At 47.1% G+C, this 25,275-nt stretch carries 20 protein-coding genes; 11 read left to right on the top strand and 9 right to left on the bottom strand.

The genetic code is table 11. The features are described 5' to 3' along the window. Positions 1-296 precede the first annotated feature (296 nt). On the top strand, positions 297-3,119 hold the full coding sequence (locus N5E87_RS12215; RefSeq protein ID WP_086904868.1) for an AAA family ATPase: 2,823 nt from the start codon (positions 297-299) through the stop codon (positions 3,117-3,119). A gap of 14 nt (positions 3,120-3,133) precedes the next feature. Further along, positions 3,134-5,035 carry a hypothetical protein gene (locus N5E87_RS12210; RefSeq protein ID WP_256657286.1) on the top strand — a complete coding sequence of 634 codons (1,902 nt, stop codon included), beginning with the start codon at positions 3,134-3,136 and terminating at the stop codon, positions 5,033-5,035. A gap of 412 nt (positions 5,036-5,447) precedes the next feature. Here the strand turns inward: N5E87_RS12210 and N5E87_RS12205 are convergent. From N5E87_RS12205 to N5E87_RS12180, 6 genes are all read right to left on the bottom strand, one after another. Further along, a protein-coding gene (locus tag N5E87_RS12205) for an IS3-like element ISSpu6 family transposase (RefSeq protein ID WP_086937296.1) occupies positions 5,448-7,003 on the bottom strand; the annotation gives its coding sequence in 2 pieces (ribosomal slippage) (positions 5,448-6,541 and positions 6,541-7,003; 1,557 coding nt in all). A 226-nt stretch (positions 7,004-7,229) separates the two neighbouring features. Next, complete coding sequence (locus tag N5E87_RS12200; protein ID WP_086904866.1) at positions 7,230-7,640, bottom strand: ion channel; 411 nt, start codon at positions 7,638-7,640, stop codon at positions 7,230-7,232. Between the two features lies 1 nt (position 7,641). Further along, positions 7,642-8,667: a DUF2955 domain-containing protein gene (locus tag N5E87_RS12195; RefSeq protein ID WP_086904867.1), complete on the bottom strand. Its 1,026-nt coding sequence runs from the start codon at positions 8,665-8,667 to the stop codon at positions 7,642-7,644. A gap of 8 nt (positions 8,668-8,675) precedes the next feature. Continuing rightward, on the bottom strand, positions 8,676-9,770 hold the full coding sequence (locus N5E87_RS12190) for an HlyD family secretion protein (protein WP_086904103.1): 1,095 nt from the start codon (positions 9,768-9,770) through the stop codon (positions 8,676-8,678). After that, positions 9,763-11,316: an efflux transporter outer membrane subunit gene (locus tag N5E87_RS12185; RefSeq protein WP_086904104.1), complete on the bottom strand. Its 1,554-nt coding sequence runs from the start codon at positions 11,314-11,316 to the stop codon at positions 9,763-9,765. The genes N5E87_RS12190 and N5E87_RS12185 overlap by 8 nt, the downstream gene beginning before the upstream one ends. Further along, positions 11,306-12,358, bottom strand: a complete 1,053-nt coding sequence (locus tag N5E87_RS12180) for an AI-2E family transporter (RefSeq protein ID WP_256657287.1) — start codon at positions 12,356-12,358, stop codon at positions 11,306-11,308. Before N5E87_RS12180 ends, N5E87_RS12185 begins: the two co-directional genes overlap by 11 nt. A 672-nt stretch (positions 12,359-13,030) precedes the next feature. On the opposite strand from N5E87_RS12180, the gene N5E87_RS12175 reads away from it, so the two are divergent. Further along, a complete protein-coding gene (locus tag N5E87_RS12175) occupies positions 13,031-13,471 on the top strand; it encodes a hypothetical protein (protein ID WP_086904106.1) in 441 nt (146 codons plus the stop codon). Between the two features lie 298 nt (positions 13,472-13,769). Here the strand turns inward: N5E87_RS12175 and ylqF are convergent, their stop codons facing one another. After that, positions 13,770-14,711: a ribosome biogenesis GTPase YlqF gene (gene ylqF, locus N5E87_RS12170; protein ID WP_086904107.1), complete on the bottom strand. Its 942-nt coding sequence runs from the start codon at positions 14,709-14,711 to the stop codon at positions 13,770-13,772. Positions 14,712-14,846: 135 nt separating this feature from the next. Further along, positions 14,847-15,686, bottom strand: coding sequence for a 2OG-Fe(II) oxygenase family protein (locus tag N5E87_RS12165; protein WP_086904108.1), 840 nt, complete (start codon positions 15,684-15,686; stop codon positions 14,847-14,849). A 377-nt stretch (positions 15,687-16,063) separates the two neighbouring features. Here N5E87_RS12165 and N5E87_RS12160 point away from each other — a divergent pair, with 377 nt between their 5' ends. Next, positions 16,064-16,969, top strand: a complete 906-nt coding sequence (locus N5E87_RS12160) for a bifunctional methionine sulfoxide reductase B/A protein (RefSeq protein WP_086904109.1) — start codon at positions 16,064-16,066, stop codon at positions 16,967-16,969. Between the two features lie 84 nt (positions 16,970-17,053). Here N5E87_RS12160 and hemB read toward each other — a convergent pair whose 3' ends face one another. After that, on the bottom strand, positions 17,054-18,052 hold the full coding sequence (gene hemB, locus N5E87_RS12155; RefSeq protein ID WP_086904110.1) for a porphobilinogen synthase: 999 nt from the start codon (positions 18,050-18,052) through the stop codon (positions 17,054-17,056). A gap of 390 nt (positions 18,053-18,442) precedes the next feature. Here hemB and tsaB point away from each other — a divergent pair, with 390 nt between their 5' ends. The 7 genes from tsaB to rnd all read left to right on the top strand — a co-directional run bounded on the left by tsaB (position 18,443) and on the right by rnd (position 25,191). Beyond that, positions 18,443-19,153: a tRNA (adenosine(37)-N6)-threonylcarbamoyltransferase complex dimerization subunit type 1 TsaB gene (gene tsaB, locus N5E87_RS12150; RefSeq protein ID WP_069454863.1), complete on the top strand. Its 711-nt coding sequence runs from the start codon at positions 18,443-18,445 to the stop codon at positions 19,151-19,153. 143 nt (positions 19,154-19,296) lie between these two features. Beyond that, positions 19,297-19,605 (top strand): hypothetical protein, encoded by a 309-nt coding sequence (locus tag N5E87_RS12145; RefSeq protein WP_086904111.1) that lies wholly within the window; start codon positions 19,297-19,299, stop codon positions 19,603-19,605. Then, positions 19,598-20,305: a M50 family metallopeptidase gene (locus tag N5E87_RS12140; RefSeq protein ID WP_086904112.1), complete on the top strand. Its 708-nt coding sequence runs from the start codon at positions 19,598-19,600 to the stop codon at positions 20,303-20,305. Before N5E87_RS12145 ends, N5E87_RS12140 begins: the two co-directional genes overlap by 8 nt. Before the next feature lie 131 nt (positions 20,306-20,436). Beyond that, on the top strand, positions 20,437-21,249 hold the full coding sequence (locus N5E87_RS12135) for a class I SAM-dependent methyltransferase (protein ID WP_011717317.1): 813 nt from the start codon (positions 20,437-20,439) through the stop codon (positions 21,247-21,249). Between the two features lie 21 nt (positions 21,250-21,270). Further along, positions 21,271-22,137: an alpha/beta hydrolase gene (locus tag N5E87_RS12130; protein WP_086904113.1), complete on the top strand. Its 867-nt coding sequence runs from the start codon at positions 21,271-21,273 to the stop codon at positions 22,135-22,137. Positions 22,138-22,336: 199 nt separating this feature from the next. Continuing rightward, positions 22,337-24,010, top strand: coding sequence for a long-chain-fatty-acid--CoA ligase FadD (fadD, locus tag N5E87_RS12125; protein WP_086904114.1), 1,674 nt, complete (start codon positions 22,337-22,339; stop codon positions 24,008-24,010). 71 nt (positions 24,011-24,081) lie between these two features. Further along, positions 24,082-25,191, top strand: a complete 1,110-nt coding sequence (rnd, locus tag N5E87_RS12120; RefSeq protein ID WP_176370349.1) for a ribonuclease D — start codon at positions 24,082-24,084, stop codon at positions 25,189-25,191. Positions 25,192-25,275: the final 84 nt, after the last annotated feature.

Here is a 25,275-nt window from a genome sequence, read left to right as displayed (position 1 = left end):
AAAGTACATCCAGTTTTGCTAAGTGAAAGCAAGTGATGACAAGACAGGTTAGACCGTGACTTGGAAACTCTGTGCCTAACATCGTTTCTTAGAAAACGATAAAATGATTAGAGCCAAGTCAGCGAAGTTCATCGGGGATCAAGAGCGAGTCTCTTACAAGGAATCCGAATAGATGGCTGCAAAATCACATTTGTTATCGGTTGATTTTTCTTGCAAAAAATGGGGTGTCCATAGATGTTACATGTCTACCCTGCGTTTAGCGCAGTATGAAATTAAAGAGAAAGGAGTTAAGAAAATTGCAGTCAAACAACTTCCTATCATTGCAGAATCGCTGGCCTCAACTATATGAACATGCCAATTTCGCTGAGAAATATGCACATACTGATCCTCACACTGCAATTGTCAAATTACGCTGCTTTGCTGAACAGTTAGTAGGGATTCTCTATAGAGAACTAAATTTACCTTGCGAGCGAAGTGATGGGTTCTTCGAAAAACTAAAATCCAATATTTTCATCGAAGTAATCGATGAAAATATTGTGGAAAAGCTGCACGCAATCCGGATGTTAGGAAATAAAGCGGCACATGGCCGAAGCGTACATTCAGATGATGCGTTAGCACTACTGAGAGATGCATATTTGATCGGTCAGTGGATGTTCAAAACATATAGCGGATCAACATATGAAAGTTACCCAGCATATATAGAACCCTGCCACCCTGATATAGGGCTAAACGCGCTAAGCCAGAGTAACAAAGAGCTTGAAGAGCAATTAGAAAAAGTAAAAGAAGAGCTCTTGAAACTCGAAGAATCAGAACAAATCGCTCAAAACCAGGCACTCGAACTCAAAAAAGAACTAGACCAAGTTAAACTAGCCGATTTCAAGGAAGCATCATCAAGGGCTGTATCAACATTCGACCTGGCACCCGAAAACACTCGAGAGCTAATTAAACTTCACGACGCTTTCTCTGAATACAATTTAACTGATGGACAAAGTTTATTAGTTGATAAGCTTGATTCGTTTCTCAGCAATAAGGAAGAAAGCGTATTCCTATTAAAAGGTTACGCCGGAACAGGTAAGACATTTATAACTAAAGGCCTAACAGAGTACTTTAGGGCTATTGGAAGAAACTATGTCCTAGCCGCGCCTACTGGAAAGGCATCAAAAGTAATTGCTAAAAAAACACAATCCCCCGCTTACACGATTCACAAGACAATCTATTCATTCAAAGATATTTCTGAGTATAAAGAAGACAACCTTGATGGGTCTGAGACATTTAAGTTCTATGCTCAACTGGCTGTTAATGAAATGTCTGCTGATACTGTCTACATTGTTGATGAATCTTCAATGATTGCAGATGTATATCATGAGGAAGAATTCTTTAGATTCGGTACTGGCTACTTGCTCAGAGACTTTTTCAAGTTTGTAAATCTAGACCATAATGACCACAGAAAAAAAGTAATTTTTATTGGCGATGATGCCCAGCTCCCACCTGTCGGGATGAATTTCTCTCCTGCTCTTGACCAGAAGTATCTATCTAGAGAGCACAATATCAAAAGCACTCTGTTTGAATTGACTGAAGTTGTTCGTCAAAAGTCAGGTAGCGGAGTCATGCTAAACTCTATAAACCTTCGTAAATCTTTAAAGAACGGGGTATTTAACCAGCTATCAATAGACTCAAGCTTCCCAGACATCATCAACGTAAGCCATGTAGACTTGCTAGATGTATATCTTGAATCCTGCAATAGAAAAATTAATGCAGAGTCTATAGTCCTTGCGCACTCTAATTCTGATGTCGCTGCTTACAATCGAAAAATAAGACAGCATTTTTTCCCAGATAACCCAGAGGTTTCTGCGGGCGATAAAGTGATGGCTGTAAGCAACAGCAATGCTTATGGGTTCTTTATATCAAATGGTGACTTCGGCCTGGTTAGAGAGATTTTAAGCCCAACCGAACGCAGACAAATAACCTTGCGCAGAAAGAACTCAGAAACGAACGAAGTTGAAGAGATTTCAGTTTCGCTAGCTTTTAAAGACGTCATTATTGGCTTTAAAGACTTAGAAGGAACCCCACATTTCTTCAACGCAAAAATTCTAGAAGACTTACTTTACAGCGAACATCCAGGTCTTAGTTCGGATGAGAGCAAAGCCTTGTATTTGGATTTTTGCATCCGTCATCCACATTTAAAGCGCGGAAGTTTGGAATTTAAAGAAACCCTGCGATCAGATTCATACTTCAATGCTTTGAGACTTAAGTTTGGCTATGCCATTACTTGCCATAAAGCACAGGGCAGTGAATGGAATCATGTGTTTGTAAAATGTAAAACACATCAGAGTCAGCTATCCGCTGATTACTTTCGCTGGCTCTATACGGCAATCACCAGAACATCGAAAAACCTATACCTTTTAGATCCGCCAAACATAAAGATTGGTGCTGGCATCAAAGCAGTTAAATCTCCAAACATTTTAAGCCCTAAGGTAAGCGGCCAGGATACTTCAAAGGCAAGCCATCAAGATTTAAACGCCAGTGACAACCCCATTTTCACAGAAGAAGACAATAACTTCGGCATTCCATCTCATGCACACTTTTCACTTGAGGTATTAGGACGAGTTCGAAGACTATTAAAGGGCTCCGACGTAAAAATCCAAGATGTCAGCCAAGGTCAGTACCTAGAAATTTATTTTTTTGAAGTAAATGATGAGATAGCGCGAATAGATATCGGCTATAACGGCAAGGGAAAAGTTACGAGAATTACCGCCCCCACTCAATCAGACCTTGGCCTTAGATTACTGGACATCCTTTCTCCTATTAATGGAATACTCATTGTTCCAGAGACCTCAGGTTTTGACTCTGAATTCACGTTCAATGAAGAGTTTCTGAACGAGTTTCATTCAAGACTTACACCTCTTGTGAGTGAGCGAGGAATCAAGATCAACAATGTTGAATCAATGGATTGGAAACAGCGCTACACATTTACCCAATCTGGAGAGTGTGCAGTGATTGATATTTTTTATAACGGTAAGAATCAATTCACCAAGTACGCACCGGTCAATAATTTCTGCACATCAGACACATTAGTTTCTGAAATTCAGACCGTTATAACGGAAGGGCTAAGCTCGTGATCACTAGCAGGGATGTGTTCTCTATCCGCAAGGAGGGCAAGCTTGATGACGCCTACAAAATGGCGATTGAGCTGATAAACAAACCAGATAACGATGAATGGGATATAAAAGCTTTTGCGTGGTGCGTAATCGATTTAATAAAAAGAGACGCACAATCTGCTAGAAGCGAAAATCTTCCTCACTACGCTGATCAACTTCGAAACTTGAACATTGACGCATCAGACAAAATACTAACGGACCAAAGAGAGTATGCGCTCAGGCTTTGCAATCCCAATGGCCAAGAAATTCTCAAAGCAAAATCTCTAAGCAAGCAAGGCGATCATCATGGAGCATTAAATCTATACAAACGTATATACAATAACGGAGATCAATCTATTGATATTCAAACCGGCTTAGCATGGGAGCTATACCGTGTCGCAAAAGGCATGACAGAACAAACGCCGGCTAATTTAAATGGCGCCAAAAGATTCATTAATGACTACCTCAAACTAAATACGGAAAAACCATCTCTGTTGCACACTTGCATTCTTCAACTAGCAGACAAAATAGCTAAAGAAGGCAAGTTAAATATGGGATCTTTTGCTCGCATATGGGGTTTAGAAAATCTTCGACCGGAGGACTATGACCCATATATATCTGATGATGGTAATTCATATCCGTCTCTAGCAGAACGTGTCATTCAACACGCCAGTAAAGACGCTTTCACAAACGATTCCCACGAGCAGCTTATCTATATACTTCCCTATATCAATGATTGCATTGACAGATATCCAGATAATATTTGGCTTAAACTTAGCAAAGCCAGAACATTAATGGCAACCAAGCAAAGTAATGAAGCTTTTTCCTATGGTCTAGAAGTTGTTAAAAACAAGGTTAACGATTATTGGGCATGGGAGCTTCTCGGAGACATCCATCAAACAAGCTCTAACGATCTGGCAATTTCTTGCTACTGCAAGGCTTTACTTTGCGCAAACGACATTAATTTTGTCGGCAAAGTTAAAATCAAGCTTGCTGAGCTCCTTTCAAAAAATGGCCTAACTTCAGAAGCCAAATTAGAAGTTGATCAACTTTTTAATTATCGATCAGAGCACAACCAAAAGATCCCTGAATCAGCCGAGATGCTCATGCGCAGCTCTTGGTATCAAGGCACTATCAGCAGTAAATCAAATCATCAGCTTTATCTGCAGAAAGCGCCATATGCAGAGGAGCTTTTATACAGCAATTTACCTTGGATTAATGCGGTGCTAGGTGACGCATTTTTAATTGAAGGAAAAAAGGATAAGGCCAAGCGTAAACTTTACGTTCAATCAAGTTCATTACCGATGGAAGTCTTAATTCCTGAATCAAAACTAACTTTTGATGCTGGCAAACCAGGGGCCGCTTTAAAGATCAAGGGCGAGCTCGATAGAGAAAACCGATTCCAAGTGTATGCCATTGAGCATCGCGCCTCAAATGAGGACTGGGATATTTTCGAAGAGCAAATTGGAATTGTAGACCATGTAAATACAAATAAGCGACTCATTCATTTTATGATTAGCCGAGTAATTGATGGCGTTATTAATTTCTCGGATCTTCCAGAAGAGTTCAAAGAAGGTGATGCCATTTCACTGCGTTTGGCCAAGTACACAAGCAGGCAAGGAACCCGTTACAGGGTGCTCACATCTTCTAGAACAACAAAACCCATTCCAAGCAGTATCTTGAAACCTTTTAGTGATGATGTTCGAGAAGAAAATGGTATGGGGTTCACCGATGATGGAATATTCATTCCACCGCCTCTGATAAGAGTCAATAGCATTAGTGATGGAGACTTTGTCACCGGCCATGCAGTTCTAAATTATAATAAGAAAAGGTCCGAATGGGGCTGGAAGGCAATTAGTGTCGAGAGTGTAAGCAGAAACGATGAACATGACATGTAACAAGTTGCTGCACACGGATAAATTACTCGCTTCGCTCCTAATTTACCGGTGAGCAAGGTGTTAGCCATAGATATTTTTATCTGAAACAAACGCGTTTGAGTTAAGGCTTTAACTCGAAAAAGTCCCCAAACGAGTTCTATATCTTCTTTAAAATGTACTGATTACGCAGGTGCTAAAAAGGTGAACCATGGTGCTTCATGAGTTGATCGTCCGCCCTATGGCTGCTTCGTGGCATTTATGCCATCGCGACTTTTGTTAATCTGTACAGAAAAATGGGCTGTCGAGCGTAAATCATTCGCCGATAAGTTTGCGTAAAGCCACAGTGTTAAAGCGTTCCTGAAAGTGAATGATTGAACTTGAGGTCACTGTGGATCGGTGTTTTTCAAGATAGTTGTCACTCTTTGTTTAAATATTAAGCTGCATTTATTACGCCTTCTTCTGGTGCCTTATCTGGGTTGAGTGTTACAGCGCCAACCGCTTCACAATTTCTGATCTCTGTAGACCAACGCATCGGTTTTCTTTCCTTCGCCGCCTCAAGCACTTTCTTGCGCTTCGCTAAAATAGCGCCATCTTGCAGTGCATGACGTTGCCCTGGTGAGACAAAATTTAGCTGGCTGTGTTTATGCTCATCGTTGTACCAGGTTACAAACTTTTCCACCCATTCTCTTGCTGTTGCTAAGCAGCTAAAACCTGATGCCGGCCACTGTGGGCGGTATTTCAACGTTTTAAATAACGACTCTGAAAAGGGGTTGTCATTACTCACCCGCGGCCGACTTAATGATGCCGTAATACCAAGCTCTTCCAGCTTGGCTTTCATGGTCAGTGACTTCATCGGCGCCCCATTATCAGAATGCAGCACTAATGGCGTGTTAAAGCATTGCTCGCGTAACAGACAGCGTTGGATTAGCGCAGCGGCATATTCCCCACTTTCTTGCTCATGAACTTCGTAACCCACTATTTTTCTACTGTAAATATCTTCAAACAGGTACAAATAGTAGAACTGGCCTTTGACGATTGAGGCTAAATAAGTGATGTCCCATGACCACACTTGATTCGGCCCATCTGCCCGATAACTCAACGGTTTGCTTCGATTGACCGCAGCCTGAGTGCGGCCACGATGGTTAAGTTGACCATGAGCATTTAACACTCTGTAGAAGCTGGATTCCGAGGCGATATAAATCCCGTTATCTAATAATGTTGGCACAATTTGCGACGGGGGTAAGCTGGCGTACTCCGCTTGATTGCACACACTTAATATCTGTTGTCGCTCATGTTCTTCGAGTTTATTTGCTGGCTCTGGTCGAGCTGCTGTTGGCCTTAAATCAGCTTGCACTTGACCTTCTCGATACCAACGTCGATAGGTACGCTTACTGAGGCCCGTTTCAGCACAAGCCTTATAAAGGCGAGCACCATTGGTATAGGCCTCTTGGATTAAGGCAATCAATGCTATGCGCTCAGGCAAGGGGGTTAGCTCTCCTCGCTGTCGTCCCCCCAGAGCGCATTGAGCTTTTTTCTGAGCACCAGTAACGCAGCAGCTTCAGCCAGCGCTTTCTCCTTATAGCGCAATTCCCGTTGCAGCGATTTGATTTCGGCTTTGTCAGCCTTAGCCTGCTGTTTAATGGTTTTAGTTTGTACTTCTGAGGTTTGAAAACCAGCTAAACAATCCTGTTTCCACTGCTGTACTTGCTCGCGGAACAAGCCCTTTTCACGGCAATACTGGTTTATCTCCGCTTCCGACAGCGGCGCTGTTTCAATAATCACGGCAAGTTTTGCTTCAGCCGACCAATCATCGGCTGTTAATGTTTTACCTGGCACGGGGCGACCTTCTTTTCTGGCAATATCTCGCCAATGATACAAGGTTTGCACCGCGATGCCTTCTTCCCGAGCGACCTCTGCGACCGTTAAGTTGTGAGGAGGTAATAATTTTTTAAGGATCGCTTCTTTACGTTCTGGTGAATACCGAGCCATATCGTTCTCTTTTGCCGCACCCTGTCTTTAAACATAATGATTATTTAGGGGTGACAACAATCCTGACACAGGGGGGGATTTGAGGCTCATTAAGGTGAGCTAACCAAGGGAATGCGGGTTGTTAATTTTGCGGGTGAGGGCGATACAAAGTCTCTTGCGCGTAAAAAATCCTACCTAAGCACTTGAATTGGGATGACAAAGGGGCTCTACCAAGCGCCCCTTTGTGTTATTTTTTCTGCACGTATTGCTGTAATACTGCCAGCATAGAAGCACCTGATAAACCTATCATTAGCGCGCCATTCACGGCTTCGATTGGCCCCAGTAGTTTCCATTTTTCGCTCATCACAATATCGCCATACCCTAAGGTGGCGAAGTTAACTCCTGAGTGATAAATGGCATCGTGCAGATTATCGAACTCGCCTAAAAAAACAAACAAGCCGCCCCAGGTCACTATCTGTAACAGATTGCCCAGTATCACAATGGTGGTAATGCCAAATAGGCCTAAAACCCCTGCGACTAAGCTATCGCGGTCCAATACCCGCTTGTTGTAGAAGCGGATACACCACATGGTAGCGAGCGATTGCAACAACATATTGATTAGGATGATGGGTAAGCCAACCACTAATGCTGATAACATTTTATTCTCCAACCGGGGTTTCTGATGCGGGCCGACCCGCGGGCCAGCGCTGCTCGAGTACCATAAAACACAACCAACCATAGCCCGCGACTAATAAATACAGGCTACAACGCATCGCGGCGGCTAGCCACACATCCTTACCATTCGCACTGTCGGCAATGGCTGGGCCAAATAGGATGAGGGCAGTGATCCAACTATTGCTCCAAAACGAGGGTGGAAAGCGCGTAGGCACGACTTGAATCAGCCGTTGTGCCAGCCATATCGTCATTAGCGTCAGCAGCAATACCAACATCAAGAGCGAGGGCCAAATACTTAACCCCATCCATAGGGCGAATGCCAACAGGGCGCCCATAAGGGTCGAGAGCACCAGTTCTTTGCCCGCTTGTTTGGCATTGAGTAGCGTACTTTGCTGCGCGAGCATCACCGTTTTCATCACGGCGGGAATGTAAAATGATGGATCGCTCAGTGCCAGTAGCCACACAGGGATAACAATAATGGTGGCGCGAAGGGCCAAGCGCTTTGGACGTTCAGGCGGTAATAGTGTTGGTTGCTCTGCGGCGGCGATGGGTGAGGGCGGAAACAACGCGTGGGCGATGCCATTGACTAACGTGCCAATCAACACTCCGATGGCAATCAACTGGGCGATGGCCAGCGCCAATGCTTGTTCGATTAATCCCGCCACCGGGATCAGGGTAATCGCCATTGTCAGCAACATGGCTAACACGCCTTTGCCTGTGACCGACATCAGCATCAAGATATAGAGAAACAACACGACCAGCAGCACGGCCGCAAAGGTGTAATAGTTCAATAGCGGGACTAACAATACGCCGGCGGTCATAATGAGCGATAACATCACGCCACCGATAATGCCCTTTTTTAAACTCAACGCCTCACCGGGGCGACATAGGATGACCCACGCCATGATACAGCCAAGGTGCGGCATCGGTAGTGCGAGACCAAAACACACGAACACCGCAAGAGCAGTGCCAAGGCCAATTCTGAATACTGTGCTATCGGCGTGATGCATGTCTGGCCTCAATACAGGTATGAGAAGAGACTCATGATCCGAATATAGAGGGCGCCGAGCGGGTTCATCAGGCTGTGTTCTTCGGTATACACTAAGATATCCGCCTGACCACCCACCCGTAAGTTGGCCGCGGGTGGCATATCATCCGCAGAGAACGACACTTTGACTGGAAAGCGCTGCGCCTGTCTTAACCAATCGCGATTATTGCTGACGGTGGGGAGTGACCCAACTGCCTGTTTTTTACCATCGTCCACCCCGTAGCCGACACTGCGTATTTGTCCGCTAAAGAGCCGCCCTGGCATGCTGTCGAGTAAGATAGCGACGCGGTCACCTACTTGAATATTGCCGAGGTTGTTTTCAGTGAGATCTGCCGAAATCCACACATCGTGAATGGCGATGAGGGTCATCGCCGGGGCGCCCGCATTGATAAATTGCCCTACATCAGTATGTAAATCCGTGATAACCCCACGGCTAGGAGCAACAACATGGGTATTTTGTCTGTCGCGCTCGGCTTTATTCACTGCCGAACGGGCGCTTAATAGCTGTGAGTTATTTTCACCATTTACGCCAGCAGCCTCAATGGCGCGTCTAACATCGGCTTCGGCGGCGGTGACTTGGCTGCTGGCGGTTTCCCGTGATGCCTGAGCAATTTCGAGTCGACGCACTGAAATGGCGCCTGGGTCTTGGCGATAGAGGCGCTCTTGCCGTTCGGCATCTTTTACCGAATTACTGTAAGACGCCCGCATGGCTTGTAGTTTCGCCTCGGCCGCTTTTACGCCCTCGTTATTAGCTTTGACGCTATTGAGCATGGTTTCATAATCAGACTTGGCTTTGGCGAGCGCAATATCATAGGGCTCAGGGTCGATATCGAATAGGGGAGAGCCCTCAGTCACATCCTGATTATCCTGTACATAGACCTTCAAAATCTGCCCCGTGACTTCGGCGGCTATCGGCACGACAAAGGCTTGAACCCTTGCCTGTGAGCTATAGGGCGTCATTCTGTCGGCCAACAGATACCAGAACAGTAAGATAACGATGAGTGCCAGCAGGCCAAGCGTGGCATATTTGCTGGCCTTTCCTGGTGTGGGTGTACTGTCAGTCATTCACAATTCCCTTTTGAGTAGTCGTTGGTGGCTGGGGAGTTGGTGCTGTGCCGGCTTGGGGCGGGTTCGCATCCAATAGCGGCACCCATTCATCACGGGCGCGAAGCTTTTTATCTACCTCGGGGCTCACGAGTGGGCGTTGTCGGCCTTGCTCCCATCCGCCTCCCAAGGCTTTGTAGAGGGTGATGAGGTTGCCGATATGGGCGCCACGACTGTTAACCAGACGTTCTTGTTGGCTGAAGAGGGCGCGTTGAGAGTCGAGTACCCGTTGGAAATCTGCCATGCCTTCACGGTATTGAGTGTTGGCTATCTCAAGTGAGCGACTCGCGGCTTCACCAGTTTGTGTCAGTAAGGTGATTTCCGTCGCGCTGTTGGCGTAGGCAATGGCGGCATCATCGACTTCACGCGCCGCTTTGAACACGGTTTCACGGTAGACTTCGTGTAATTGCTCAAAGCGTGCATCTTGCACTAGGATTTGATTGCTCAACCGACCGCTGTCGAGGATATTCCAGCTAATCGATGGCCCCATACCCCAAGAGAAAATACTGTGGCCGCTGCCCGTGGCATTTAATCCCAGAGTCCCAGCCAAAGTGATAGAGGGATACAAATCGCTCTCGGCAATGCCAATCTGCCCTGATTGGGTCGCAAGCTGGCGCTCGGCGGTGCGTACATCAGGGCGCCGACGTAATAAATCGGCAGGCATCTCAGTGACTAAGGTTAATTGCCCTTCTGGGATCACGCCGGTATTGCTTGCCATTTCGGCTAAGGGGCCGGGCGCTCTGGCCAGCAGAGTACTAAGGGCATTTTGGCTTTGGCGCAGATTCGTCTCTAAGGTTGGAATGGTTGACAGCGTGCTCAAGTACTGGGTTTTGGCTTGTTGCACATCGAGCTCAGCCGTATTGCCGCTGTGAAACTGGTGCTGGGTGATTTCTAAACTGCGTTTTTGGATTTGCGCATTCTCATGGGCAATTTGGAGCCTAGCCTCCAAGGTGCGAATGGTGACATACAGCTGCGCCACTTGAGCAATCATCAACACTTGCACATCATCGTATTGGGCGATAGTGGCAAAGTAATTGGCATCGGCAGACTCGATACTGCGCTGAAATTTACCCCAAAAATCGAGTTCCCAGCCCAGATTAAATGCCGCGCCGTAACTGCTGCCCGAGGTGCTGTTGCCGCTTTGGGTTTGGCCCGCACCGAGCCACTGGGCCGTGGCTTGGGTTAATTGGGGATTACGCAGGCTTTCGGCGATACCAAGCTGTGCTTGCGCTTCGAGTATCCGCAAGCCTGCGATCCGCACATCCGGATTTTTCAGCAAGGCTTCGTCAATCAAACGGCTGAGCACGGGATCGTTAAGCTTGGACCACCATTGCCGATAATCGCTAGCAGCAGGAACCGTGCTAAACAGCTTCGAACTGGCGCTTTGCCATGTTTGGATTTCTGGCACGTCGGGCCGTTGATAGTCAGGGCCAAGCACAGTACAACCGCCGAGCAGAGCGCAAACCCCGCCCAAGATTAAGCGGGGAATGAAATGGTCAATTGTCATCTTGCTCTCTCAACGGCTCTTCGAGACCTTCATCCACCCATGCCATAAAGATACGGTAGCCGATCGATAAGAGTGTGGCGCCAATAAACATTCCCAGAATACCGCTGGTGGCCATGCCGCCTAACGCGCCTATCAGTACCACAGGCATTGGGGCATCGACTCCTCGACCTAGGAAAATAGGTTTGAGCACGTTATCCACCGCACCCGCAAGAATCAGCAACACTGTATAGATAATGCTGCCTACCGTGCCGTTGTCGCCAGTCATCCAGATATAAGCTATCGCTGGAAGAGTCACTAATAGCGCGGGAACTTGTGCAATCCCTAATACCAAGACCAAGATAAAGAAGATACCCACCAAAGGGATACCCGCAAGGGTCATAACAATACCGATCAGCAATGCCTGAATAAAGGCTACACCTATAACTCCAAGCGCCACTGCACGAATGGTAGAAGAGCAGATATTGACCAATTTTGCGCCGCGTTCAGGGCCTGCTATTCGAGTGGCAATACGAGTCGAACTTTGTTCACCGGCGCGGCCATACGCCATCATGATGCCTGCGATGATAAAGGAAAACATACTCATCAACAGACTGCCACTGATGCTTGCCAATGCATGAATGACTTGCTTTGTTACTTCGCCTAAGTGCGGTTGTAAACTTTTGACTAACGAGGGCAAATCGGTCGATGCTTTCTGCCAAACGTCATAAATTTTTGCTCCAACAAAGGGAATATTGGCAATGCTTTCCTTTGGTGCAGGGACTTCAAGGGTGTTTTGATTAACACTTTCTACTAGGCTGCCCATATTATCGGTCATGGAACTGACCATCATAATAGTTGGTAACACCAGTAGCATTAATCCTAAAACAATCAACAGAGTGGCGGCGCGGCCTTGTTTATCATTGAGCCGCTTAGCAATTCGCTGGTGAAAGGGGTAAATCACAACCGCGAGGATCACGGCCCAGAGCATGATATTTAAAAATGGGGAGAAGATGGTATAGCAGAAGGATGCTAGCGCGAGGAGCATGCCAAATTTAATGAACATGTCCAAAAACTTAGTGACGATACGATTTTCAACCGCGATTAATTCGTTGTTTTCGATTCCGTTGTTACCTCAACGAGTTATAAGCCGATAACTTGAATCACCTGCATGAATACAGAACGGCAGATCCCTAATGTTACAGTGTTGGTTAGGAGGGTAACTACTTCATCGCGACAGGATAGCCGACACCTTATTTAATGTTTGAGGCATTCGCTTTCCCTGTGTTGACTCCCATTCCTGCCATTATGCATGTTACATATTAGTTCAACTTTATGAAGAATTTGAGTTTATTTCATTATTAAAGTGTGAGGGTTATAGCATTAATCAAAAGTTCACTGAGTCAGAAGATAACCGCGGCCTAACGTAAGTTGCACAATAAAGGCACTCAATCGCAGGCAAGTTTCCTAACGTGGAACACGTTAATCCAAGGGCTTTTGTTCGGATTAAGGCTGCGCTTTATGGTTCTACCGAGTTTGTTGGAGAGGCGCAATTAACAACATGCGTGATGTCAGACGGATAAATCGGCTGCGGATAGATGTCGCTGTATCGGGAGATGTTTTAATTTTTTATCCCAACTATTTCCACTTTTAGTATTTCATCCCTAGGTGGTATGGGCACCAACGGGGTTTATCCGTATCTTGCCATGGACATTTGGCCCATTCTAAGGGAGGTATTATGGCCGAAATTAATGCAATATCTGAGGAAATACACAAAGAACTCGAACACTTAGCCGAAAAAGGACTCGCATTACTCAGTTTGACGGAGACGACTCCGCCGCAGGAGATAGTTGCTGCCATTACGGAATTGACGCGTGACTATCGGGCAAATCAACGAATGATGGATGATGATGTACTGTACGCACTCGGTACCTTGCTTGGCTGGCAATATGTGAGAGGGCTCAACTGGCACTGGGGCTCAGTTGTTTGGGACTTTGATGAAGCCAACGGCGCCATTGGGGTATTAAATCAGGATAACTCCTTGTTCAATAATCCGATTGGCTGGATGGATAATATTATGGCCTCGGAGGGGGGAGTACCATTTATGTTGAGTTACAACATGATAGCGGCGGGCCAAGCCCCAGTGTTCGAAGCCAATAGTGCTTCTGGTTTGTACTGATGGAATCGCCCCTAAGCATAAATCGCTTAAGGCTTATATTGTCGCGAATCGATGAATGCCTACGTCGCAGTTAATTTTGCTGTAGATTGAGTGAGATTGTTCAGCCAACCATGAATACGTGGGAGCAAATAAAAAGCCAGCGCTGAGATGGCGCTGGCTGATACATCAAACTGAGGGCTGTGAATACATTCTGCTGTGCGATAATTATTAATATAAATAATGACTTTTAATCTAAATCATCACTTTAATGAGCCACTTTAGCCCGCTATTGACGGGGTAAAGTGATTAAAAACAGCGCTTAAACGTTATGTCGTTTACCTGAGCGTTTCAGTTTTTCCGCTTCTAGCTTAGCGGCTTTCTCGGCGGCTTTTTCAGCCAGAATGCGTTCCACTTCGGCTTTCTCGATTTCGGCCATCGCTGGCGTTTCGAGGGATAATAGGCCAATTCGACCAGAGCGATAGTCGTGTAACACGACTTCCGAAGCTTTATGTAAATCGATGCGACCACCGGGACGCAGGGCACCGCGTTTACGACCGATTTCTTCGAGTAGCGCCATATCATCCTGAGGTAATTCACTGATGTTATAACGCTCGCAAATTTCCTTCGGGTACGCCTTTAAGAAATAACCTGCGGCAAACAGTGCCACATCTTCGTATTCCATGGCGGTATCTTTAATGGCACCCGTGACGGCGAGGCGATAGCTACTGGCTTCGTTATCGACTTTAGGCCATAAAATCCCTGGCGTGTCCGAGAGCACTATGCCATTACGTAGGTTAATACGTTGCTGGCTTTTAGTGACGGCGGGTTCGTTACCGGTTTTGGCGATAACACGACCGGCTAAGGTATTGATAATGGTGGACTTACCCACGTTAGGGATCCCCATGATCATAGTGCGAATGTCTTTTTCGGTCTTATCGCGACTCGGCACTAACTTACGGCAAAGATCCGGCAGCATTTTCAACATACCCGGTTGCAGTGTGGTAATCGCAGTGGCTTTTACCCCTTGTTCACGTTCAAGGTATTCAATCCATTGGGCGGTGATCTCAGGATCGGCTAAGTCGGATTTATTCAGTAGCTTAATACAAGGTTTGTCGCCGCGAAGCTTTGACACCATGGGGTTTTCACTACTGTAGGGAATACGGGCGTCCAGCACCTCAATCACCAGATCGACCTGAGGCATAGCCTCTTCGATCTCTTTGCGTGCCTTGTGCATGTGCCCCGGATACCATTGAATTGCCATGATAGCGCCTTGTTCTTAATGACCTAAAGACGGCTATTCTACCTTGAAGGCGACGAATGTCATAAAAAAAGCGCCCGAAGGCGCTTAATTGCTTAATCTTGATGCGAATTTGAGCATCTATTACTTGGGGCTGAGTTAAAGTACGCCCAGTTCGCGCAATCTTTCCATTAAGTAGCTGTCGGCGGTATAACGCTCAGACAGCACGACCGAAGGATTCGGGTGTAAGAATAAGGGCAGTGAAATGCGCGACTTAGTCTTATCCGTGCCTTCTGGGTTAATCACACGGTGTGAGGTCGATGGGAAATAACCGCCCGAGGCTTCCTGCAACATATCACCAATGTTGATGATAATGTTGCCAAAATCGCTTGGCACATCTAACCAAGAGCCGTCTTTGGCTTTGACTTGCAGCCCTGGCTCGTTGGCCGCGGGCAGCACTGTGATAAGGTTAATATCTTCGTGGGCCGCAGCGCGGATAGCGCCCATTTCTTCATCGCCCGTCATCGGTGGGTAATGCAGAATGCGCAGCAGGGTTTTGTGGCTGTCGGCAATCATTTCTGGCAGCGGGATAGAGAATTTGGCTTTAACCTCGTCTGGCGAGTAGGTTTCAATCCACTCTAACAGTTCAGAGGCCAGCGCATTGGCTTTTTCATAGTAGGCCAGAATATTGGCACGCAAAGAATCAGGAATACGACCCCAAGGGTACACGTGGTAATACTCTTTGATGTCTTTAACCGTGTGACCTTTTGCGGTTTCAGAAATCGACGCTGGGAAGAAGCCATCGTGGGTTTCACGATTGAACATAAACTCGTTCTTAGCGTCAGAATTGAAAAAGGCTTGCCACTCAGCGTAAATGCTTTCGACCAGCTCTTTATCGATAGGGTGGTTAGAGAGCACACCAAAGCCCGTTTCACGTAGGGATTCGACAAAGCGTTTGGCGCTATCGGCTGCGCGATAATCAATGGTTTCTAATTTCATATTGTTTCTACTTGTTATATATGGTTATTAACCAAACACTTTCTAAGGATAAAGGTAAGGAGTCATTGCCACTTATCTCATTATCGGTATGGTGCGCTAAGCCCTAGTGCAAAGCGGCCAAAATAGAAAGCATTTGGGTAGAGAATTGACCCGCAGCAAGTGTAGCTTTGCACTCTGCTTGGTGCAAACACTCAAGACGATGGACTGAGATTACTGCTGAATTTTCCTCCAGTTATTTAAGCAATGGCTCAATCAACAGGATTTTATTGACTAAAGCGGCTACTATGCCAAAAAGCCAATTCAGGCCGAGGCGCAATAAACCTAAGGAATAAACGGTCTTATGCAGGCGAATACCTTAGGAGCTAAAGGAGACTTTTATGAACAAACTGACTGATTTTGAACGCTATGTCATAGAAGAAAAGGGCACTGAACGTCCCTTTAGCGGTGAGTACTATAAACATGACGCTAAAGGCGTGTATTTATGCAAAAAATGCCATGCGCCTTTGTATCGCTCAGAAGATAAGTTTAATGCCCACTGTGGTTGGCCAGCCTTCGATGATGAAATTCCGGGGGCGGTGAGTCGCCATGTCGACGCCGATGGTCGTCGTACCGAAATCGTTTGTAGCCAGTGTGGCGGCCATTTAGGCCATGTGTTTGAAGGGGAATATTTAACGCCGAAGAATATTCGTCACTGCGTTAATTCTGTCTCTATGATGTTTCAAGCGTCCGATGAAGTGACGACATCGACGCATAAAACAGCCTTTGCGACCTTTGGTGCGGGTTGTTTTTGGTGTGTTGAAGCGATTTTTAAGAGCCTTAAGGGCGTGCTGAATGTCAGCTCCGGTTACTCGGGCGGCGAGGCAAGCGATGCCGATTATAAATCGGTGTGTTCGGGATTAACTGGGCATGCAGAAGTGGTGCACATTGAGTTTGACCCCGCGCAAATCAGCTTTACAACGCTACTGCAGGTGTTATTTGAGAGTCACGATCCCACTACGCTTAATCGCCAAGGCAACGATAAAGGGCCGCAGTATCGCTCCGTCGTCTTTGCCCACGATGCGGCGCAGATTGAAGAGACTAACGCCATGATTACAAAGTTAACCGAGGCAAGGGTATTTGATGCGCCGATCGTCACCCAAGTGGTGGCCTTTGAGTCTTTTTATCCCGCTGAGGATTACCACAATGATTACTTCGCCCTGCATGGCGAGCAGCCCTATTGCCAAATTGTGGTGCGGCCAAAGGTTGAAAAGGTAAGAGCCCTCTTTGCCGAGCTACAAGCATAGGCTTAATGTGCGGTAAATTGATGGATAAAAAACGCCACCGATAGGGTGGCGTTTTCGTTAATGCTTGGCTGAAGACTCAGCGAGTTAGCGGGACTGCGCTAACCACTCGGCATATTGTTTCGCGTAATAGCTGACAATTAAATCGGCGCCCGCACGCTTTAATCCGATAAAGGTCTCGGTGACGACGGCGCGCTCATCGAGGGCGCCCGCCAGTGCGGCAAACTTAATGCCGGCATATTCGCCGCCAACCTGATAAGCCGCTAAGGGAAGGTGGGTTTCCTGTCTTAGGCGACTTAGCACATCCAAATAAGGCGTGCCGGGTTTCACCATCAAAATATCCGCGCCTTCCTCTTCATCGAGCAGTGCTTCGAGCAAGGCTTGGCGACCATTGGCGTAATCGAGCTGATAGCCTTTACGGTTTCCGCTAAGCTCACAATCCACCGCGGCCCTAAAAGGCCCGTAGAAGGAAGAGGCGAACTTGGCTGCATGGGCCAAAATGGCAATGTGCTCAAAGCCTGCTTCATCAAGCCCTTGACGAATGGCTTTAATTTGGCCGTCCATCATGGCCGATGGTGCCAGCATATCGGCTCCGGCTTTGGCGGCGGTAATGGATTGTTTAACTAAGTTAGCCACGGTTTCATCGTTACAGACTTCGTCATGGTGCAATACGCCGCAGTGTCCGTGGTCGGTATATTCGCAAAAACAAATATCGGGGATCACCATCATCTCTGGCGCGGCGGTTTTGATGGTGCGGATCATTCGCGCGAGTAAGCCATTGTCATCCCAAGTGTCGCTGCCCTGTGCATCTTTGGTGTGGGAAATACCAAAGGGCATCACATAACGGATCCCTAGGGCGTAAAGCCTTTGAATTTCATCGGCAAGCGCACTCTCGGGCAGACGGCAGATCCCCGGCAAGGTTGAAATGGGTACGGCTTGGCTGATGTGTTCTTCGATGAAAAGTGGGTGAACCAAGTCGCTTAGGGAAATCTGGGTTTCACGCACTAGGTCACGCATGGCCTCGGTGCGGCGCAGGCGTCTTAAACGGCGCAGGGGGTTAAGGGTATTTTCTTGTGTACTGCTCATTGAATTTCCTTATTTACAGAGTGCAAAGCATCACGCGAAGCTTCGCGTAAGTGGGAGAGAGTAAAAACGATGCTTAGGACCTGCATAGCTAGTATTTTGCAGTTGCATAGAGGTGCTAAGTGACGTGAGACAAAAGCTTCAGCACTGTTTGCTCAGACCCAAAATGGAGGAAAAGTTTCCCAATATTTGGACAAAGGCCTAAGAGGTTTTTGAGTTAGTGATGGCGATCACAAACCCAGCGCTAAGCAAATTGAGTCACTAGCCGCCGCTTTTAAGCCTTTGCTTTCGATTAATTGATGTTATCATTTGCGCCAATTTACACTTGGTATAGTGCAGGACCTAATAAGTCACTTTTCGTCTGTCCAACTATACCCACAGCGCGGTTTTTATATGACAACACCCCAAGACTCTGTTTGTATTCTCGCCCTCGACACTTGTACCGAAGCTTGTTCGGCTGCCCTGTATTATCAAGGACAGGTTTTTGCTGAGTTAGCCGATGCGCCACGGGAGCATAGTCAGCGTTTATTGCCTATGGTGGAAGCCGTATTAAAGCAAGCCAATGTCGGCTTAGATAAACTGGATGCCATTGCTTACGGCCGTGGGCCAGGCAGTTTTACGGGGATCCGTATTTGCACCAGCATGACTCAAGGTTTAGCCCTAGGGTTAGACTTACCCGTTATCGGCATTTCCACCTTAGCGGCCATGGCACAAATGGCGATTGCTGAGCACGCTGCCGAGCAAGTGCTCTGTTGTATCGATGCGCGCATGGGAGAAGTGTACTGGGGTCAATTCGTTGCCGTCGATGGCATTGCCACCTTAGTCGGTAAAGAGGTAGTGAGTGCGCCAGAGCAGGTTGAACTAGCATTCGATCTTAATAAAGCCATTGTCGGCTGTGGCACTGGGTTTGATGCCTATCCCGAGTTATTAGCGTTAGGCAGCGGCATTACCTCCTTAGCGGCGGTGAAGTATCCCGATGCCCGTGCCATGTTAGCGTTAGCCGAAGCGGGTATCAAAGCGGGATTAACCACCAGTGTCGATGAACTCGAACCTGTGTACCTACGTGATACTGTGACATGGAAAAAGTTACCGGGACGTGAATAAACTGTTCATTCTCGCCTATGATACGTTAGAATCTAAACTGTCTGCATGGATTCTCGATGCAGACATTAATTCCTAGTTAGGCACTCGTCACAACCGCCTAACAAGGTTAACCAAGGCTAATAGGATATAAACTGGGCATTTCGATGCAGGTAAATTCGCTTCAAACGAGTTTGACACAAGCGGTTGCGAGTAATCGCCCCGCAGTCATACAGGGAATGTCGCCCACGGAAGCGCCGCGCCCTGTGATTGAGCTCGATGCGGTTTCTGCCTTAGCCTTTGATGATACCGCAGAAGGATCATCACAAAACCTACAATCCAGACTCGGTGCCCAGCTCGAATACGAACAAAGCACCCGAGGTCATCAAGGGGCTATTGCCCAATACCTACAAACGCAACATGCTGCCAAACGTGAAGAAATTCAGCAGATGGTCGGCGTGGATATTTATGCCTGATAGTGCGCCCGTGTCTTCTCAATCCCGTTTTACTCCTCGTCTAACTGGCGGTCTTCCTAGCCGCGGTTTGTTTATCATCGAACTGATGCTGGCACTCATATTGACGCGCATTCCTTATCTGAGCGTGCCTTTTAAGTGGTTAGAGAGCTATTTCCACGAGTTGTCCCATGGGATAGCGACAGTGCTTAGTGGCGGCATAGTGAGCCATATTCAACTCTTCCCCAATGGTGCGGGTTTTTGCTTTAGCCAAGGTGGTTCGCCACTGGTGATTGGATTTGCGGGCTATTTTGGCGCAGCTTGTTGGGGATACCTTATTTATCTGCTGGCAACTTGGCCTAAGGGCATCCGCCTAAGCTTTGCCTTTCTGGGCGGTTTAGTGGTGTTAAGTGGCCTGCTGTGGGGGCGAGATTTACTGACCTTAGCCATATTAGCTGTGCTGACGATAATATTGTTACTGCCGCTAAAACTCAGCAAAAATAAAATTCTCACGCAATTCTTACGTATTATTGGCCTGATGATCATGCTCAATGCGCTGGCAAGCCCGACGGTATTGCTCGGACTCGAAGGGCAGGGCGATGCGGTACTGCTGGCCGAGCGTTCATGGATCCCTGCATGGATTTGGGTCGCCATTTGGCTATTTTGCAGTCTCTTCGCCTTGTTTATGGCTTGGCGCCGGGTGGATTCAGCGCTCTCTCGCTAATCTATGGCGGCATTAATGCCGTGATGACATCACAAATATTTACAGCCTAAATAGTCAACTTGTGCGGCTAATTCTTGGATTTTTTTATATAGACTGCTAGCTTAAGTCTTCGGTATCCAAGGAGAATTATTATGAAAAAAGTCACACTCGTCGCCAGTATGCTGATTGCTGGTTTATGTTCAGGTATGGCCTACGCCGATGAAGGCTTGGATAAGGCCATTAAGAGCGAATTTCGCCAAGCGAAAAACGCCAGTCGCGATATTTATCGTCACCCTGCTGAAACCCTCACATTTTTTGGTATCACCCCCACGCAAACCGTGATTGAACTCTGGCCTGGCAATGGCTGGTACACAGAAATCCTTGCCCCTTATCTTGCGCCTAAGGGGCAGTATATTGCCGCCAGTTTCGAAACTACCCCTAGCACGGACACCCCAGGTAATCGCTATCGCGCCAATGCGGGCGTGAAATTCGATACTTGGATGACGGCCAATAAAGCCTTATTTGGCAATGCGAAAATGGTGGTTCTCGACCCGCCTGCAAAAATGAATTTAGGTGCCGATGGCAGTGCTGACTTGGTATTAACCTTCCGTAACTTACATAACTGGGCCTCAAGCGATCAACTCGAAAACGTGTTTGCCGCCTCCTATAAAGTGCTGAAAGATGGCGGTGTGTTTGGCGTGGTCGAACATAGAGCCAATAAAGGCATGAATATGAGCACGGGTTACATGGACCAAGACGAGATGATCGCGCTGGCCAAAAAGGTGGGTTTTACCTTAGCCGAAAGCTCAGAAATCAACGCCAATCCGAAAGACACTAAGGACTATGCCAAGGGGGTATGGACGCTGCCACCTTCGTTTGCCTTGGGCGATACCGATAAAGAAAAATACCAAGCAATTGGTGAGAGCGATCGCATGACGCTCAAATTTATCAAAAAATCGCGCTAATCACCTGACATTAGAGGCAATATGTGGCAATCTTTCGCCCCCCAAAATCAAGTCGAGTTTGTGTTACCCCATATCAAGCTGAGTGGTCGATTATGGGGAGCGAAAGATAAGCCGTTATTGCTCGCGTTACATGGCTGGTTAGACAATGCGAACAGTTTTGAGCCTCTCGCTGAGTATTTGCCTCATTATCAGATACTTGCCATAGATTGGCCCGGTCATGGCTTTTCAGCGCATCGGCCGGGACATTATCCATTGCATTGGATTGACTATTTATACGATCTCGATGCGTTACTGGCGATGTTGCCGCAAAAGCCGTTGGCCATCATAGGGCATTCGTTAGGGGGCATTATTGCCTCGGCGTACACCGCAACCTTTCCAGAAAAGGTCAACAAACTGATTTTGATTGAGGCGTTAAGCCCATTGTTTGAGTCGGCGATGCAAGCGAAAACACGGCTGCGAAAGAGTTTTTATCAGCACGAGAAATTTTTAGCGCAAAAGCATAAACAGCTAAAAGTCTACGACAACATGGATACCGCAGTAAAAGCAAGAGTGCACTTAACGGGGCTGGCGGAGCCTTGGTGCCGATTGTTACTCGAGCGCAATATGCAACCTACCACCGATGGTGTTGCGTGGCGCAGTGATCCAAGATTAAGGCTCGACTCGCCCATGCGGCTGACCTTTGAGCAGGTCGATGCATTGATGCAGCATATTTCGGTCTCGACCTTATTAATCTGCGGTAAACAGGGCTTTAGCCAGTTGCAGGCGGCGCTGCCTAAGGCGAGGAAATGGTTCACACATTTGTCTGAGCATATGCTCGAGGGCGACCACCATGTGCACATGGATAACGCCAAAGGGGTCGCGCACTTGATCCAGCAGTTTGTCGAATAATCGCTTTTGCTTACATAAAAAAGACGCTAGGTTTTTTGTTTTTTTTATGTGATGATGATCAAAATTAAAACGCCCGTATGATTTATGCGGGTCAATCAATAACAATAAAATGTAAGTCGGTATTTTAACTCGGTATTTGTCGAGTATTGACGGTAGTAGGGATACCGTGTCCGCAGTTGTGGGGATTTAGGAGAAAGTAGTGGATCAGCCTTGGATTAATCATTTGCCAAAAGATGTACCTGCTGAGATTAATGCGGATCAGTATTCATCGCTCGTCGATATGTTCGAGACGGCGGTGGCTAAATATGCAGATCAACCGGCATTTATCAACATGGGTGCCACGCTAACTTACCGTAAACTTGAAGAACGCAGCCGTGCGTTTGCCGCTTATCTGCAAAATGAATTAAAGCTACAAAAGGGTGACCGTGTCGCCCTAATGATGCCGAACCTGCTGCAATATCCCATTGCGCTGTTTGGTATTTTACGTGCGGGCATGGTGGTGGTGAACGTTAATCCGCTTTACACTCCCCGCGAATTAAAGCACCAATTAGTCGACTCTGGCGCTAAGGCCATTGTGGTTGTATCAAACTTTGCCCGTACCTTGGAAGAGGTTGTCGACCAGACGCCAGTTAAAAGCGTGATTATCACCGGGCTTGGGGATCTGCTTAGCGCGCCAAAACGCACCTTAGTTAACTTTGTGGTCAAGTACATCAAAAAACTGGTGCCTAAATACGATTTACCCCATGCACTTTCAATGCGCGAAACCCTCTCAAGAGGGCGCAGAATGCAGTATGTTAAACCCGTTATCACGGGTGATGACTTAGCCTTTTTGCAATACACAGGTGGAACGACAGGGGTGTCAAAGGGCGCCATGTTGACCCACAGAAACGTGGTCGCAAACGTATTACAGGCTAATGGTGCCTATTCACCTGCACTGCGTGATGGCAACGAATTTGTGGTAACAGCCTTGCCGCTTTACCATATTTTTGCCCTAACAGTGAACTGCTTACTGTTCTTACATAAGGGCAGTCAAAACCTGTTAATCACCAATCCGCGTGATATTCCAGGCTTTGTGGCCGAACTAAAAAAATATCCTTTTACGGCACTGACAGGTGTCAACACCCTGTTTAATGCGTTAGTGAACAGCAGCGATTTTGCGGAACTGGATTTTTCTCGCCTAAAATTATCCATTGGTGGCGGGATGGCGGTACAAAAAGCCGTAGCCGATAAATGGCAAAGCATCACGAAAACCCGTTTACTCGAAGGTTACGGTTTAACCGAAGCGTCGCCGCTACTCACGTGCTGCCCCTATAATTTAGATGGCTACAACGGTTCTATCGGTTTCCCTGCGCCATCAACCTTAATCCAAGTGCGTGATGATGCGGGTAATGTGTTGCCACAGGGCGAGACTGGTGAGCTATTTGGTAAAGGTCCACAGATCATGAAAGGCTACTGGCAACGTCCAGAGGAAACGGCCAAAGTGATTGATAAAGACGGCTGGCTTGCCACCGGTGATATCGGCAATATGGATGAACAAGGCTTCTTCTATATCGTCGACCGTAAGAAAGACATGATTTTGGTATCGGGCTTCAACGTCTTCCCCAATGAAGTCGAAGAGGTCGTCGCGTTACACCCTAAAGTGATTGAAGTGGCTGCGGTTGGCGTGCCAAATGACGCCAGCGGTGAATTAGTGAAGGTGTTTGTGGTGGCAAAAGATAAATCTTTAACCGCTGATGACATCATTAAGCATTGCCGTGCGCATTTAACGGGATATAAAGTACCGAAGCTGGTAGAATTTAGGGACGAGTTACCTAAAACCAACGTGGGTAAGATCTTGCGACGAGAACTTCGAGACGAAGTGAAGCGCGCGTAAGATTGAAGCCGGCAATGAGCCGGCTTTTGTTTTTATGGACTGTGCTTAACCCACAGGAACTGGAGAAGAATTTGTCAGTGTTTCAGTATGTGAGCGACGAAGCGAGCCTCAATGCCCTCGTCGCTCAATATCAACAGAGTCCGCTGCTCGTGTTAGATACCGAGTTTGTGCGCACACGTACCTATTACGCTAAGCTTGGCCTCATTCAAGCCTATGATGGTAAAACCTTAGCCTTAATTGACCCTGTCGCGCTGCCAGATCTCAGTGCATTTTGGTCTTTGCTGGATAATCCCAACATCATCAAATTGGTGCATTCGTGCAGCGAGGACTTAGAAGTCTTTGCCCACTATGGTCAGCGTCAACCTACGCCTTTGTTCGATAGCCAAATCGCTGCCTCTTTATGTGGCATGGGCCATGGCCTAGGTTATGCCAAGTTAGTTGAAACCTGCTTAGGTGAAGTGATTGATAAAGGTGAGTCGCGCACCGACTGGATGCGCCGCCCCTTGACTGAGGCGCAGCTGAGCTACGCCGCGAACGATGTGTTGTATCTGTATCAACTCTATCCGCAACTCGCCGACAAGCTTAAGGCGCAAGATCGCTTGGGCTGGCTGTATGAAGAAGGTGAGCGGATGACAGAAGGGCGATTGGCTGTGCCTGATGTGGAGACTGCGTACCTAAGAGTGAAGAATGCCTTTCAGCTTACTGAGCATCAGTTGTCCTACCTTAAAGTATTGGCGAAGTGGCGTTTAGAAAAAGCCTTAGCGCGGGATTTAGCCTTAGGGTTTGTGATTAAAGATCACGGCCTGATCGCGCTTGCGAAGAAGCAGCCTAAGAGCATGGGCGACTTGCTCAAATTGAACGATTTGACCGAGCAAGAGAAACGCATTCACGGTAAAGATATTTTACGGGTGATGCAGACCGCGGATTTAAGCAATCCACCGGAATTAGTGGATGTCTTAGCGCTCAAACCAGGTTACAAATCGGCCTTTAAGAATATTAAAACCTGCTTAACTGAACTGTGTGAGCAGCATGCCATCCCGATGGAGATGCTGGGCTCTAAACGTCATATCCATGAGTATTTACAATGGCGTTGGGATAAACAGCAGGGTGAGTTACCGACGGTCTTAAGTGGCTGGCGTGGACACATTGCCGCCGAGTCGTTGGCAAAGCTTGAAGTCTAATTTGAGCTGATTAATACATAATCTGCAGTAATATTGAGGTCTTGGCGCGTTGTTAAGGCCTTTCTCTCTTATATGAAGGCTTAG

The sequence above is a fragment of the Shewanella sp. GD03713 genome (assembly GCF_029843705.1).
Classification (GTDB): domain Bacteria; phylum Pseudomonadota; class Gammaproteobacteria; order Enterobacterales; family Shewanellaceae; genus Shewanella.
Note: the sequence above shows the minus strand (reverse complement) of the source record. Positions and strands in the feature narration are given on the sequence as shown.

What these genes read in the sequence shown, in the direction of transcription:
- N5E87_RS12130 (WP_086904113.1), top strand. Translation starts at nt 21,271, where the DNA reads ATGTGGCAATCTTTCGCCCCCCAAAATCAAGTCGAGTTTGTGTTACCC.
- N5E87_RS12200 (WP_086904866.1), bottom strand. Translation starts at nt 7,640, where the DNA reads ATGTTATCAGCATTAGTGGTTGGCTTACCCATCATCCTAATCAATATG.
- N5E87_RS12180 (WP_256657287.1), bottom strand. Translation starts at nt 12,358, where the DNA reads ATGTTCATTAAATTTGGCATGCTCCTCGCGCTAGCATCCTTCTGCTAT.
- N5E87_RS12140 (WP_086904112.1), top strand. Translation starts at nt 19,598, where the DNA reads ATGCCTGATAGTGCGCCCGTGTCTTCTCAATCCCGTTTTACTCCTCGT.
- N5E87_RS12195 (WP_086904867.1), bottom strand. Translation starts at nt 8,667, where the DNA reads ATGCATCACGCCGATAGCACAGTATTCAGAATTGGCCTTGGCACTGCT.
- N5E87_RS12145 (WP_086904111.1), top strand. Translation starts at nt 19,297, where the DNA reads ATGCAGGTAAATTCGCTTCAAACGAGTTTGACACAAGCGGTTGCGAGT.
- N5E87_RS12160 (WP_086904109.1), top strand. Translation starts at nt 16,064, where the DNA reads ATGAACAAACTGACTGATTTTGAACGCTATGTCATAGAAGAAAAGGGC.
- N5E87_RS12165 (WP_086904108.1), bottom strand. Translation starts at nt 15,686, where the DNA reads ATGAAATTAGAAACCATTGATTATCGCGCAGCCGATAGCGCCAAACGC.
- N5E87_RS12190 (WP_086904103.1), bottom strand. Translation starts at nt 9,770, where the DNA reads ATGACTGACAGTACACCCACACCAGGAAAGGCCAGCAAATATGCCACG.
- ylqF (WP_086904107.1), bottom strand. Translation starts at nt 14,711, where the DNA reads ATGGCAATTCAATGGTATCCGGGGCACATGCACAAGGCACGCAAAGAG.
- N5E87_RS12185 (WP_086904104.1), bottom strand. Translation starts at nt 11,316, where the DNA reads ATGACAATTGACCATTTCATTCCCCGCTTAATCTTGGGCGGGGTTTGC.
- N5E87_RS12135 (WP_011717317.1), top strand. Translation starts at nt 20,437, where the DNA reads ATGAAAAAAGTCACACTCGTCGCCAGTATGCTGATTGCTGGTTTATGT.
- tsaB (WP_069454863.1), top strand. Translation starts at nt 18,443, where the DNA reads ATGACAACACCCCAAGACTCTGTTTGTATTCTCGCCCTCGACACTTGT.
- N5E87_RS12175 (WP_086904106.1), top strand. Translation starts at nt 13,031, where the DNA reads ATGGCCGAAATTAATGCAATATCTGAGGAAATACACAAAGAACTCGAA.
- hemB (WP_086904110.1), bottom strand. Translation starts at nt 18,052, where the DNA reads ATGAGCAGTACACAAGAAAATACCCTTAACCCCCTGCGCCGTTTAAGA.